This window comes from Vibrio sp. M260112 (genome assembly GCF_036533775.1).
In the GTDB taxonomy this organism is placed as follows: Bacteria; Pseudomonadota; Gammaproteobacteria; order Enterobacterales; family Vibrionaceae; genus Vibrio.
The window spans coordinates 1-13767 of sequence record NZ_JATABH010000018.1 but is presented as its reverse complement, the minus strand read 5'-3'; the positions used below and the strand labels follow the sequence as shown (position 1 = coordinate 13767).

Below are 13767 nucleotides of genomic sequence, written 5' to 3'. Positions count from 1 at the left end.
AAAATCCGTTTAATATCAGATTTAAACTTGTCGCCTATTGGCAAGCATAGCTCCGATACTGTGCCAAGTTTATTGCTATACCGCTTTTCTACGACACTAAATTTTCACCAATTTCAGCTTTATCATTTTAATACGATACGTATAATCCCTGCTCAATTTCTTACATACCAAGTAAAGAGTATCTGCATGTCTAAGCTGTTTTTTAAAGGTCGAATCGAAACTCGACAAAATCACGTACTGTCAGGCTACAACGTTAATCGTGCCATCAAAGCAGGTACTGAAGAAGCACCGATCAATATCGTTGTTCCGACAGAGTTACGCAAACAAGAAATCGAGACCATCACTCAGGAGCATTCGATTGTCGCTAACATCACTGTAGATGAAAGCCAAGAGGAAAATACGATCGAGCTAGATACGCTCCTGAACAAGGCAAAAACAACGGTTTTCGAAAAAAAACAAACAGAAACGACCTTTGTAGTTGTGGTAGCGGCAAAAAATACAAGAAGTGCTGCGCTTAGATTCCTAATACCGCCCTCACGCGGCGGTATAACGCTTATAAACCTCCAACCTGCCTATATTGACGCCTAAGCCCCCTAGTTGCATTGACTTACGCATCAAAGCCTATGTTTAAACCTCAACCTTATAATTTAAATAACTTATAACCGAACTCACCGACATCGCGCGTAGGAATAATCTGTGTTTTCATTAAACGTCATGATATTTCTATATAATAGCGTTAATATTACGGTTAATTACTATTTGAATTATAAAAGCCATGAAAAATATGATATTACTCGCAAGTATGTTAAGTGTTCCTGTATTGGCTACGGATGAGTCTCCTCGGTTTTTCATTGGACTAAAGGGCGGATACCAATGGGCTCTAGACGATACTTACAATCAATCAAATCCAGAAGGAACAATCGTTGGTGTATATGGTGGATTGCAGTTTACTCCATCTTGGAGTTGGGATGTCGGCTATCAACATCATGAGAAATTAAAAGCTACTGCCACATCAGTTGACGTAAAAACTTGGTTAATAGAAAGTGCCCTGCGTTACGATTGGTATCTACAAGACAATTTGAGCTTATATGGTCGACTAGGCGTTGCTTATTGGGATATGGAAAAAACAATCAACTTATCTGATAAGCTCGAGGCCTCTGGTTTTTCTCCTCTCGGCGAGGTTGGGGTGCACTATCACTTTAATTCTAACGTCAGCTTATCAGCAGGCTACCAGTATATTGATAGTATAGGTAAGTTAAATACGGGAAGGTATGATAGTCAAGGAATGATTTTTGGTCTTATGTACACATTTGATGTTACAAGTCAGCCTACGTTAGTCGGGGACACTTCCACTTCTATGATTGAAGAAACTCCGGTTAAGGAAACTTCCACTGTTAACCCCCCCCCTCAAACGCTTGTTTTTTCGTCGAAAAGCACGAGTGGATTATTTGATTTGGATTCTATTAAGCACAGTAATGATTTTATTGACCAGTTAGCTGAAGTTGCTGCAGTGTTAAAAACTTATCCCAACGCTAAAGCTGTTGTGGTTGGACACACTGACTCGACAGGCTCAGCATCTTACAATCAAAAACTCTCTGAATATCGTGCACAAACATCCGTCAGTAAACTGATTGAATTGGGAGTAGCACCGACACAACTTGAATGGCAAGGAGAAGGGGAATCTCGACCTATTGCTGACAACAATACAGAAGATGGGAGAGCCAAAAACCGCAGAGTTGAAATTACTATCACCAATTTTAAAATTTAACGGAAATTATGATTCAGTTTTTTAATAATTTTTTTACCCTAGTGGGCTTGACATTGTTGGTTGGCTGTAATTCTGAGGGGGCATTCAATTCGTTACCTCAGTCGTCAGTCGACGCGACAGTGATAGAGATTTCAGTAACTCCTTCACCTATTTCGGTGTTAAAAGGACGCACGAAACAGTTAGTAGCTCTGGCCAAATTTGACGATGGAACTGAATTTGATATAAGTGATTCTGTGACATGGGCGATAGTTGGAGATCCAACCATCGCATCAATTTCAGCTTCAGGTTTATTAACCGGTATCGCTAAAGGTAGTACCGCGGTCACTGCCATGAAAGGTGGCGTTATAAGTAATACGGTGAATGTCAATGTGTGTGATCTAGCTGGTGCATGTATTGATATTTTCGATGTCGGTAATGGAAAATTGTTTACCAACTCCCCATCTGTAGCTTATTTAGACAGTATTAGTGTAGGTGCCATAACTAATGGAACTTATACTGAAAATGGGAGTTACGGCCCCACAGGTGATTTCTATCAATTCAACTGGGCTAACGCCAACACTCTATGTGTTAACTATAACACCTATAGTATCGGTGGGCGTACTAACTGGCGCCTAGCAACAAAAGACGAGTTAAAAGTGGAGCTGTTTGATAGATTTGGTAACATGTTTACTGCGCATGGTTGGCCGACCTACCAAAGTTACTGGTCAATTACGCCTGACGGATCTCTTTATTACGAAGTAGATCTTAACTCTGGTATCATCATCAGCATAAACCCAAGTGTCACGTTCTACGTATCCTGTATCTCAGAGCCTTAATTAACTCATTCAGTATAAAAACAAGAAAGTCGCTCATTAGGGGAGGTTTACAATGTGTATCTGACCTTCGATGCGACCAGCTTGCAATACAACATTGATCAGCAAGCGCCACTGCTTAAACAGTTAGAGCATCATGCAAATATACGGAGTCAGGCCATGAAAACACTTGGTCTGACCGCCGATCAACAAGGTATTGAACGGCTGTTTAAGGTTCTGCCCGCTCAACTGGCAAAACAGATTAACCAGCAGTGGTTAACCTTGCATTCATTAGTTGATAAATGCCAGCAATTTACCCACAAATGATTCAATATCCCGTATAATTTTTACTCAACAATAGAAAACCTTATCTTTCGTTGGTTGTTATTGGACGAGCAAAGCAGGATAATGTCGGGATCGGAATTTCAACACTATATAATTATGACCGAATATCTTTTGTTGTTGGTTGGCACTGTGCTGGTCAACAACTTTGTACTGGTGAAGTTTCTGGGTTTATGTCCATTCATGGGCGTATCGAAAAAGCTAGAAACAGCAATTGGAATGGGGTTAGCGACTACGTTCGTTTTAACCTTAGCGTCAGTGTGTGCGTATCTCGTGGAGAGCTACATCCTTGATCCGCTCAATCTTCAATACCTAAGAACCATGAGTTTCATTCTGGTTATTGCAGTCGTTGTGCAGTTCACAGAGATGGTGGTGCACAAAACCAGCCCAACACTTTATCGCCTGCTTGGTATCTTTTTACCCCTAATCACCACCAACTGTGCCGTGTTAGGTGTCGCTCTGTTAAACATCAATGAAAACCACAACTTTATTGAATCGATCATTTACGGCTTTGGTGCTGCGGTTGGTTTCTCACTGGTTCTGATTTTGTTTGCCTCTATGCGTGAGCGAATTGCAGCGGCCGATGTACCTATGCCTTTCAAAGGTGCCTCGATCGCAATGATTACCGCAGGACTGATGTCGCTTGCCTTCATGGGCTTTACAGGTTTGGTGAAGTTGTAATGAGCTCAATATTAATCGCGATTATAGCCATTGCTGTGCTGGCGGCGGTATTTGGTGCCGTGCTTGGTTTTGCTTCGATTCGCTTCAAAGTAGAAGCCGATCCTATTGTCGATCAAATCGATAGCATTCTCCCTCAAACCCAGTGTGGTCAGTGTGGTTACCCTGGCTGTCGCCCTTACGCGGAAGCCATCGCCAATGGTGATGACATCAACAAATGTCCTCCAGGCGGCCAAGCGACAATAGAAAAACTGGCTGATTTAATGGGGGTGGAAGCGACAGACTCTGCTCATGACCTTGAGAACGCGGTAAAAACCGTCGCCTTTATCCATGAAGATATGTGTATCGGCTGTACTAAGTGTATTCAGGCGTGCCCTGTTGACGCGATTGTCGGCGGTACAAAAGCGCTGCACACAGTCATTAAGGATGAATGCACTGGCTGTGACCTTTGTGTCGCACCGTGCCCAACTGACTGTATTGAAATGATCCCTGTAGAAACGACTACAGCGAGCTGGAAGTGGCAGATGGACGCCATTCCTGTTGTTGATATTACCGATTCTGCGCCAGCGCAGAAAAGTGTGAATTAAGGACTGGCATGTTGTCACTAATCGAAAAAATAAAATCAGGTGCACTTTGGAGCTTCCCTGGTGGTGTGCACCCAGCGGAAAACAAAGCTCAATCGGTCTCGCTGCCGCTGAGTCGCGCATCTGTTCCGGCACAAATTATCCTGCCTATCAAACAGCATATCGGTAAGCCGGGCAACCTTGCAGTTGAGGTTGGAGCTAAGGTTCTCAAAGGGCAGCCACTCACCAAGTATGACTCCAGCTTTATGTTACCTGTTCACGCGCCAACCTCAGGTACTGTGGTGGCGATTGAACCACGAACCACCGCGCATCCGTCGGGTTTAAGCGAAGTTTGTATCGTTATCGAACCGGACTTCACAGACCAATGGCAAGAACGCGAGGCTTGGCCTGATTTCGCTCAGCGAACGCCAGATGAACTGATTGAAAAGATCCGTCAGGCGGGTGTTTCCGGCATGGGTGGCGCAGGTTTCCCAACGGCTAAGAAAATTCAATCTGGACTTGCTCGTACTGAAATCTTAATCATCAATGCCGCTGAATGTGAACCTTACATTACCGCCGATGATGTACTGATGCGTGAGCATGCAGATGAAATCATCAAAGGCATTGAAATTGTTGAACATATTCTAAAGCCAAAACTGACCGTGATCGGGATTGAGGATAATAAACCTCAAGCGGTTGAGGCCCTTCAGCAAGCCGCCGAAGATAAAGATATTGTCATCCGTGTTATTCCGACCAAATACCCTTCTGGTGGTGAGAAACAGTTAATCAAGATTCTGACCAATAAAGAAGTTCCTAATGGTGGTATCCCAGCAGATATCGGTATCTTGGTACAAAACGTAGGTTCACTTCAGGCTATCAAACGAGCCATTTGTGATGGTGAAGCATTGGTTGAGCGTGTAGTGACGTTAACTGGTGATACCTTCAAGCAGCCTAGAAACGTCTGGGCTTTGATTGGAACGCCAGTTCAGGCTTTGTTAGATGAATTTGGCTACAAAGCTGATAAGAAGCTGCCACGCTTGATCATGGGTGGACCGATGATGGGCTTTACCTTGCCTCATGCACAGGTTCCTATCACTAAGACATCGAACTGTATTCTGGCACCAACGCGCAAAGAAATTTCGCCAAATCAATATGAGATGGCGTGTATTCGTTGTGGTCAGTGTGCGGAAGCTTGTCCTGCCTCACTTCTTCCTCAGCAATTGGTCTGGCACGCCAAGGCGGAAGAGTACGATAAGTGTGAAGAGCAAAATATTAAGGATTGTATTGAATGTGGTGCTTGTGCTTTTGTCTGCCCAAGTGAAATACCTCTGGTTCAATATTACCGCCAAGCTAAAGCCGAAATTCGTACTCGCAAAGAAGAATCTGAAGCGGCCGAACGCGCCAGAATTCGCTTTGAAGAGAAGAAGGCTCGTCTTGAAAGAGATAAAGCTCAACGTGAAAATCGCTTCAAGAAAGCGGCTGAAGATCGTCGTAAAGAGATGAAAAACAGCGGCGAAGATGATGCCATTGCGGCGGCCATTGCTCGCGTAAAAGCTCAGAAATCTGCTGACGCTGAAGAAGGTCAAGCGGTCAAACCTGCTGTTGCCGCTGCCATTGCCAAAGCGAAAGCTAAGCAAGCTGCCGCCCAACAACAAGGTAAATCTGAGCCAGACAACAGCGAAATGGCAAAACTGCGTGAAGAGCGTAAACGTCAAGCCCGCGAACGCAAAGCCGAGAAATCGCAACACGTCGAGGGCGCATCAGAAGATAAAAAGGATGCCGTTGCGGCCGCTATCGCTCGTGCTAAAGCACGTAAGGCGCAGCAAGACAGTGGCGAAGCTGACAAACCTGCACAAGATGAATCTGCTGATGCTGGCGATGCGAAGAAAGCCGCCGTTGCGGCCGCTATCGCTCGTGCTAAAGCACGTAAGGCGCAGCAAGACAGTGGCGAAGCTGACAAACCTGCACAAGATGAATCTGCCGATGCTGGCGATGCGAAGAAAGCCGCCGTTGCGGCCGCTATCGCTCGCGCTAAAGCACGTAAGGCGCAGCAAAATAGTGCTGAGACTGAGCTACCATCTGAAACACCTCCGGAACCATCTCAGGAAAGTACGACAACCGAGCAAGATCCTAAGAAGGCAGCGGTTGCCGCGGCTATTGCCCGAGCTAAAGCTCGTAAAGCACAGCAAGAACAACAAAAACAATTTGAGGAGAAAGAGTAGTGGCCTTTTTTATTGCCAGCTCACCCCATGCGCACAGTCGTAGAAGCACTCCTGATCTTATGAAATGGGTCGCGCTTTGCGCCCTACCCGGTTTGGCTGCCCAAACCTACTTCTTTGGTTGGGGAACCATCATCCAATTGATGATGGCAATTGTGATTGGTTTATCGTTAGAAGCCTTGGTGATGGTCGCTCGAAAGCGCCATCCTATGTCTGCCTTGAGAGACAACAGTGCGTTAGTCACGGCTTGGCTATTAGCCATCGCGATTCCACCTTTGTCTCCTTGGTGGGTGATTACCATTGGCCTTATCTTTGCCATCATCATTGCAAAACATTTGTACGGTGGTATCGGTCAAAACCTGTTTAACCCAGCTATGGTTGCTTACGTTGTACTGCTGATTTCATTCCCAGTACAGATGACCAGTTGGATCTCTCCAGCCGAGTTACAAGCCACACCAATCTCCAGTGGTGATGCATTATCGCTGATTTTTACAGGCCTAAATTTAGAAGGGCTGTCGCTGCAGCAAATTCGTAGTGGCATTGATGGTATTACCATGGCGACGCCACTTGATGCCTTTAAAACTTCACTTTTAGCCGGCCACACGAGCAGCGAAGCTTTGAGTCAACCTCAATTTAGTGGTCTGGCTGGCATTGGTTGGGAGTGGGTTAACCTCGCCTATCTCGCTGGTGGACTATTGCTAATTAAACTAAGAGTCATTAATTGGCACATCCCAGTAGGTTTTCTGATCGGTTTAACGCTAATCAGCAGCCTATTTGCGCTGTTTATGCCTGGCACAACCGCTTCGCCTATCGTACATCTGTTATCTGGTGCAACCATGGTTGGCGCCTTCTTTATCGCAACCGATCCCGTTTCAGCGTCAACAACAGTTAAGGGGCGTCTCATCTTCGGTGCTTTTATCGGTGCTATGGTGTTTATTATTCGCAGTTGGGGTGGATTCCCTGATGGTGTGGCGTTCGCTGTACTGCTTGGCAACATGTGTGTACCTCTGATTGATTACTACACCAAACCAAGAACTTATGGGCATTAAGGTTACGTCATGTTAAACGCTATTCGAAAAAATGGTGCCGTACTGGCTATTTTTGCCTGCGCTTCTACAGGTGTGGTGGCACTGACAAACTATCTGACTAAAGATCAGATCAACTTGCAGCAACAGAAACAATTGCTATCAGTACTCAATCAGGTGATCCCTCACGATCTGCACGATAATGAGCTCTATAAGGCCTGTACTCTGGTCAATAGCCCACTTCTGGGCACTGATGCTGACATGCCTGTGTACATGGCGACACTAAATGGTCAACCTTCCGCCATGGCAATTGAAGCTATCGCACCAGATGGCTATAACGGAGCGATTAAAATCATCGTCGGTATCAAACAAGATGGTACGATTTCTGGTACTCGTGTTCTTAGCCATCAAGAAACACCTGGGCTTGGTGATAAAATTGATCTACGCATCAGCGACTGGATTTTAGGGTTTGCGGGTAAGTCTTTGACTGATAGCAATCAAGCCGATTGGAAAGTTCGCAAAGATGGCGGTCAATTTGATCAGTTTACCGGTGCAACCATTACACCACGAGCCGTTGTGAAAGCGGTCAAAAAGACGGCTGAGTACGTCAATACTCACCGAGATCAAATACTGGCTCAGCCACTCACATGTGGAGGCAACAATGAGTGATCATAAAACACTGATTAAGAACGGCATGTGGGATAACAACCCTGCGTTAGTTCAACTTCTTGGTCTGTGCCCACTGTTAGCGGTCTCTTCTACCGTGACCAACGCACTTGGACTTGGAATCGCAACGCTATTGGTGCTGGTTGGCTCAAACGTCACCGTATCATTAGTCCGTGATTACGTGCCTAAAGAGGTACGTATTCCGGTGTTTGTGATGATCATTGCCGCATTGGTGACTTGCGTGCAGTTGTTGATGAACGCCTATGCTTACGGTTTATACCTATCACTAGGCATCTTCATCCCTTTAATTGTGACCAACTGTATCATCATTGGTCGCGCTGAAGCTTTTGCGTCGAAAAACGATGTTCTGCCCTCTGCACAAGATGGGTTTTGGATGGGCTTAGGCATGACGAGTGTACTGGTGGTGTTGGGTGCTATGCGTGAGATCATCGGTAACGGCACTCTATTTGATGGTGCAGATTTGCTATTGGGTGAATGGGCAACATCTTTGCGCATAGAAATTTTCCATTTCGATAACAGCTTCCTACTGGCGCTGTTACCACCGGGTGCCTTCATCGGCGTGGGACTACTGATCGCAGCGAAAAACGTCATCGACAAACAAGTCCAAGCTCGTCAGCCAAAACAACAAAAACAGACTATTGAACGAGCTCGCGTAACCAACCAATAAAAAACCGCGCATTCTTTTATTCGCGTGGCATAAAACACTGGAAAGCAGCCTCAAATGAACAAAGAGAAACGAATACTAATACTGGAACGCTTGAGGGAAGATAACCCGAACCCTCAAACAGAGCTGAACTGGAACACACCTTTTGAGCTTTTAATTGCCGTTCTGTTATCAGCACAAGCAACGGATGTCAGTGTCAACAAAGCCACAGACAAGCTCTATCCGGTTGCAAACACGCCACAAGGGCTGCTCGATCTCGGTGTTGATGGCGTCAAGGAGTACATTAAGACCATCGGTCTGTTCAACTCCAAAGCCGAAAATGTTATCAAGACTTGTAAGATCTTAATCGAACAGCACGGCGGCGAAGTACCTGAAAATAGAGAAGCGTTAGAAGCACTGCCAGGGGTGGGACGAAAGACCGCCAACGTCGTTCTCAATACCGCGTTTGGCTGGCCAGCAATTGCTGTCGACACTCATATCTTCCGCGTTGCCAACCGCACCAAGCTTGCAATGGGGAAAAACGTTGACCAAGTGGAAGAGAAGCTACTCAAAGTTGTGCCTAAAGAATTCAAACTCGATGTTCATCATTGGTTAATCCTCCATGGTCGCTACACTTGTGTAGCACGCAAACCACGTTGTGGCAGCTGTATCATAGAAGACCTTTGTGAATTTAAAGAAAAAGTATATCCAGAAAACTAGGAGAGCATAACAATGTCAAATGGACGCATCTTACACACGATGCTTCGTGTTGGTGACTTAGATAAATCAATCAAGTTTTACACTGAAGTAATGGGAATGCAGCTACTTCGTACTAATGAAAATAAAGAGTACGAATACACGCTAGCCTTCATTGGCTTTGGTGACGAATCTCAAGGCGCTGTGATTGAGCTGACCTACAACTGGGGAACGACGGAATACGACCTAGGCACAGCATTTGGACACATCGCTATTGGCGTCGACGACATTTACTCAACTTGCGATGCGATCAAAGCTGCAGGAGGCAATGTGACTCGTGAACCTGGCCCTGTTAAAGGCGGTACAACACATATCGCGTTTGTTAAAGACCCAGACGGTTACATGATCGAGCTGATCCAAAACAAGCAAGCTTCTGCAGGTTTGGAAGGCTAAAACGCCCTAACATCAATCAAACATTAGGACAGCAACTCGCTGTCCTAATTTTTAGACTTTACTTGATAATGATTATCACTTAATCTCTAACTGTTCGCACCGAGGAGATTGATAACATGGACATTACCGAATGGGAGAAGCATACCTTGCTGGCTGATCTAGCCATGAGTGATGATGACCATCTACGTGGCATACTTCATTACCAACAAGCGCTCACTCTGAGTGAACGTATTAGTGAGCAAGACGAGGTCGATGTAGAAGATCGTTTGATGATTTCAGTGATATCGTGCCACAACATGGCGATGTTCTGGCGCAATATTGGCGACGAGAAATATGAACTGAAGTATCTTCAACTAGCATCAGAAAAAGTACTGACTCTCGTCCCACAATGCCCAAATACCCAGTGCGATGCTTTCATTGACTCGATGGGATGCTGTAAGAAAGCCCTGATCGAATTTATGAAAAGACACCCTAATCCAAACATCGCTAGAATGGTGCAAGATATTGATACTGCTACCAATTGTAATCTGATTGCTAAATTCAGATTAAACTGATCTGGTGCCCTCAATAGCTAAAGGCCAGCGATATGCTGGCTTTTAGCTATTGAGTTGCTCAGCGGTTTAAACCTGAGTACGACCCAAGGATATAACGACACGGCGGTTTCTGTCTTTGCCAATTGGTGATGAGTTATCATCAATCGGTCGACGTTTACCATAACCTTGAACCCGGATACGATCTTCCGGCAAGCCTAACGACTTAAAGTATTCTTGCAACACTTCTGCACGTCGTTCCGATAAGTTTTGGCTCGAACTCTTACTATCATCGGCATCGGTATAGGTTGAGACAAGCACTAAATCGATATCTCGGTTGTGCTTAATATATTCAGCAATTTGCGCCAAGCGTTTCTGTGACTGTTTATTCAGCTCTACGCTAGTACGGTCATAGTGAAGAATAGTAAATGCGATATCTTCGAAGCTGTAAGGCAGTAAATTGGCAATACAATCACTAAAGACATTGTAAGAACGTTGGAAAAGCACCGATGAGAGTGCAACCTCTATTCTTTCGTCACGGCTGCGCCATTCTTGATAACTGAATGTCGGGTATCGCCCCTTCTCTAACTCACCCAGAATATTCCACGCAGTTTGTCCGCCAACATAGCCATCAAACTGTTGGAAAAAGCGGATACTGGTTATCCGGTCTGCACCTTCTCCTGGTCGCCAAGCTGGAGGCATAGAGACAAGGCTAACATCACGAGTTTGCCCCATAGGGCGTTTCATCTTGAGCTCAAAGTCGAGATTGATTTTCTTACTGGCGTAAGAAGAAAACACCGCATCACCATAATTAGGGATAGGATGTACGAGTCGACATTCCAATGGTGTATTGGCAACCATTTGCCACGTCGATTGCTGAGGCTTTGCAACATACTGCTTATCCAACGCATACGCTTGGGCAGTAAACGCTGTCATGGACAAGGCTAAACTGGTTGCAAACAACTTCTTCATACGATACTTCTTCTCTTAACTGAACTCTAGCGAGGTGGCTTTTGCCGCTCAATCGCCCGCGACAAATACAATGCAAAAATCTAGCCAACACATTTGTATAGTACAAATTTCCAATGTTTCTTTTTCAATCAGCATTAACGGTTTTTCTTGCTGAAAGAATCTGCAATAATGCCTGCCCTGTCACATAATACGAAGCACACATGACTATAGAAAACGAAGCATTGACGCTAAAAAAACGATTCCGTGGTTACTTTCCCGTCGTTATTGACGTGGAAACTGCGGGATTCAACGCCAAAACAGATGCCCTACTGGAAATCTGTGCCATTACTCTAAAGATGGACGAAAACGGCGATCTTGTCCCCGCGTCAACCATTCATTTTCATGTCGAACCTTTTGAGGGCGCTAACATTGAAAAAGAAGCGCTCGACTTTAATGGGATTCGCGATCCATATAGTCCGCTGCGTGGTGCTGTGACAGAAGACCATGCTCTCAAGGAAATCTACAAGCTTGTGCGCAAGGAACAAAAAGCTGCAGATTGTAGCCGCGCCATCATGGTCGCTCACAACGCAACTTTCGATCACAATTTCGTGATGGAAGCGAGTGAGCGCTGCAAGCTAAAGCGTGTCCCATTTCACCCCTTCGCTACCTTTGATACTGCAACACTAAGTGGTTTGGCCTACGGTCAGACTGTTTTGGCTAAAGCGTGCAAAACGGCTGGGATGGAATTTGACAATAAAGAAGCCCACTCAGCTCTATACGATACTCAAAAAACGGCTGAGCTCTTTTGCGGCATTGTCAATAAATGGAAAGCTCTTGGTGGCTGGCCACTCGTTGCATCGGATGCTGAAACAATAAAATAAAAATGTAAACACAACTTACGAGTAAATTATGAACCCTGTTGTCATTTCTGTATGTGTCATGCTTGCTTTAGCACTGATGCGAGTCAATGTCGTGGTCGCACTGACATTCAGTGCTATCGTCGGTGGCTTGGTTTCAGGTATGGAACTGAATCAAGCTATCTCCGCATTTGAAAGTGGTCTAGGTGGTGGCGCTACCATCGCTCTAAGCTATGCAATGCTCGGTACTTTTGCTGTTGCTATCTCTCGCTCTGGAATCACAGACCTGCTAGCAAATAGCGTGATTAAACGTATTCACGGTAAAGAAAACGCATCGGCGTCAACTGGCTTGAAGTACGCGGTGCTGGTTGCATTAGTTTTGGTGACTATGTCATCACAAAACATTATTCCTGTTCACATCGCCTTTATCCCAATTCTTATTCCACCTCTACTAGGCGTGTTTGCCAAGCTAAACCTCGATCGTCGTATGATTGCTTGTGTACTGACGTTTGGTCTCGTTACACCCTACATGGTGCTACCGATTGGTTTTGGCGGTATCTTCCTCAACAACATTCTGCTGAAAAACTTGCACGAGAACGGCCTAGAAAGCGTCATTGCAAGCCAAGTGCCTGTTGCTATGCTGCTTCCTGCTGCTGGTATGGTGTTTGGTCTTGTTACTGCGATTTTCTTTAGCTATCGCAAGCCTCGCCAGTACAAAGAAACTGAGCTGACTCATGTTGAAGAAGGTCCAAAGGAGATCAACAAGAAAAACGTATTGGTTGCCGCTGTCGGTATTGTTGCCGCTCTTAGCGTTCAGCTTTCAACTGGTTCTATGATTATTGGTGGCCTTGCTGGCTTCATGGTGTTTACTTTCCGCGGTGTGATTGCGTGGAAAGAAACCCATGACGTGTTCACTAAAGGTGTTCACATGATGGCAATGATCGGCTTTATCATGATTGCAGCGGCAGGTTTTGCCGCAGTGATGAAACAAACGGGTGGTGTTGAATCTCTCGTTGAAGCACTTTCAACCAGTATTGGTGATAACAAACCTATGGCGGCACTACTGATGCTGGTTGTTGGCCTGTTGGTAACAATGGGGATTGGTTCATCATTCTCAACCATTCCAATTCTTGCCACTATTTACGTACCACTCGCTGCAGCTTTCGGCTTCTCACCGATGGCCACTATCGCACTAGTTGGTACCGCAGCAGCTTTGGGTGATGCAGGTTCTCCGGCTTCTGATTCAACCTTAGGCCCAACATCTGGTCTAAATGCTGATGGTCAACACGAACATATCTGGGAAACCGTGGTACCAACCTTTATCCACTACAATATCCCACTGATTGTATTTGGTTGGATTGCAGCAATGGTGTTGTAATCACGACAAACACATACAAAAAAAGCTGACCTTAGGTCTAATGCCGATCAGTTAAGGCTTAAATGATCGGTTGAACGATCCTTTCAAGGTGTCAAAATCCGAGTGTATTCCAGACACTCGGATTTTTTTATGTTTCTAAGACAAGCACTTAACCAAGTTCATCAATTCTCTGTTGAGCAACTCTCA

The 13767-nt window shown here is 45.3% G+C and carries 15 protein-coding genes and 1 pseudogene; 15 read left to right on the top strand and 1 reads right to left on the bottom strand.

What is annotated here, in order from left to right; translation table 11 throughout:
* Positions 1–186: 186 nt before the first annotated feature.
* The 13 genes and pseudogenes from QTN95_RS09910 to QTN95_RS09850 all read left to right on the top strand — a co-directional run bounded on the left by QTN95_RS09910 (position 187) and on the right by QTN95_RS09850 (position 10419).
* Positions 187–518 (top strand): annotated as a pseudogene (locus tag QTN95_RS09910) (PBPRA1643 family SWIM/SEC-C metal-binding motif protein).
* Positions 519–775: 257 nt separating this feature from the next.
* Positions 776–1768: an OmpA family protein gene (locus QTN95_RS09905; RefSeq protein WP_331417358.1), complete on the top strand. Its 993-nt coding sequence runs from the start codon at positions 776–778 to the stop codon at positions 1766–1768.
* An 8-nt stretch (positions 1769–1776) separates the two neighbouring features.
* Positions 1777–2583 (top strand): Ig-like domain-containing protein, encoded by an 807-nt coding sequence (locus QTN95_RS09900; protein WP_331417357.1) that lies wholly within the window; start codon positions 1777–1779, stop codon positions 2581–2583.
* Positions 2584–2637: 54 nt separating this feature from the next.
* The gene (locus QTN95_RS09895; protein ID WP_331417356.1) at positions 2638–2886 is read left to right on the top strand and encodes a hypothetical protein; all 249 of its coding nucleotides are present in this window, start codon (positions 2638–2640) and stop codon (positions 2884–2886) included.
* A gap of 114 nt (positions 2887–3000) precedes the next feature.
* Entirely contained in the window at positions 3001–3582 is a 582-nt protein-coding gene (rsxA, locus tag QTN95_RS09890; protein ID WP_006878603.1) for an electron transport complex subunit RsxA, read from the top strand.
* Positions 3582–4166, top strand: a complete 585-nt coding sequence (gene rsxB / locus QTN95_RS09885) for an electron transport complex subunit RsxB (protein ID WP_138973624.1) — start codon at positions 3582–3584, stop codon at positions 4164–4166. Before rsxA ends, rsxB begins: the two co-directional genes overlap by 1 nt.
* Positions 4167–4174: 8 nt before the next feature.
* Positions 4175–6364: an electron transport complex subunit RsxC gene (gene rsxC / locus QTN95_RS09880; RefSeq protein WP_331417355.1), complete on the top strand. Its 2190-nt coding sequence runs from the start codon at positions 4175–4177 to the stop codon at positions 6362–6364.
* A complete protein-coding gene (rsxD, locus tag QTN95_RS09875) occupies positions 6364–7410 on the top strand; it encodes an electron transport complex subunit RsxD (protein ID WP_138973626.1) in 1047 nt (348 codons plus the stop codon). Before rsxC ends, rsxD begins: the two co-directional genes overlap by 1 nt.
* A 9-nt stretch (positions 7411–7419) precedes the next feature.
* Positions 7420–8055 (top strand): electron transport complex subunit RsxG, encoded by a 636-nt coding sequence (rsxG, locus tag QTN95_RS09870; protein ID WP_269376197.1) that lies wholly within the window; start codon positions 7420–7422, stop codon positions 8053–8055.
* Complete coding sequence (locus QTN95_RS09865; RefSeq protein ID WP_138973628.1) at positions 8048–8740, top strand: electron transport complex subunit E; 693 nt, start codon at positions 8048–8050, stop codon at positions 8738–8740. Before rsxG ends, QTN95_RS09865 begins: the two co-directional genes overlap by 8 nt.
* Positions 8741–8794: 54 nt before the next feature.
* Positions 8795–9436, top strand: coding sequence for an endonuclease III (nth, locus tag QTN95_RS09860; RefSeq protein ID WP_331417354.1), 642 nt, complete (start codon positions 8795–8797; stop codon positions 9434–9436).
* A 12-nt stretch (positions 9437–9448) separates the two neighbouring features.
* Positions 9449–9865 (top strand): lactoylglutathione lyase, encoded by a 417-nt coding sequence (gene gloA, locus QTN95_RS09855; protein WP_269376200.1) that lies wholly within the window; start codon positions 9449–9451, stop codon positions 9863–9865.
* A 116-nt stretch (positions 9866–9981) separates the two neighbouring features.
* Positions 9982–10419 (top strand): DUF2753 domain-containing protein, encoded by a 438-nt coding sequence (locus QTN95_RS09850; protein ID WP_331417353.1) that lies wholly within the window; start codon positions 9982–9984, stop codon positions 10417–10419.
* Positions 10420–10485: 66 nt separating this feature from the next.
* Here the strand turns inward: QTN95_RS09850 and motY are convergent, their stop codons facing one another.
* Complete coding sequence (gene motY / locus QTN95_RS09845) at positions 10486–11331, bottom strand: flagellar protein MotY (protein ID WP_331417398.1); 846 nt, start codon at positions 11329–11331, stop codon at positions 10486–10488.
* A 236-nt stretch (positions 11332–11567) separates the two neighbouring features.
* Here motY and rnt point away from each other — a divergent pair, with 236 nt between their 5' ends.
* Together rnt and QTN95_RS09835 are read left to right on the top strand one after the other, a co-directional pair.
* Positions 11568–12227: a ribonuclease T gene (gene rnt, locus QTN95_RS09840; RefSeq protein ID WP_138972075.1), complete on the top strand. Its 660-nt coding sequence runs from the start codon at positions 11568–11570 to the stop codon at positions 12225–12227.
* A 28-nt stretch (positions 12228–12255) separates the two neighbouring features.
* A complete protein-coding gene (locus QTN95_RS09835; protein ID WP_331417352.1) occupies positions 12256–13581 on the top strand; it encodes a Na+/H+ antiporter family protein in 1326 nt (441 codons plus the stop codon).
* The last annotated feature ends 186 nt before the right edge of the window (positions 13582–13767 follow it).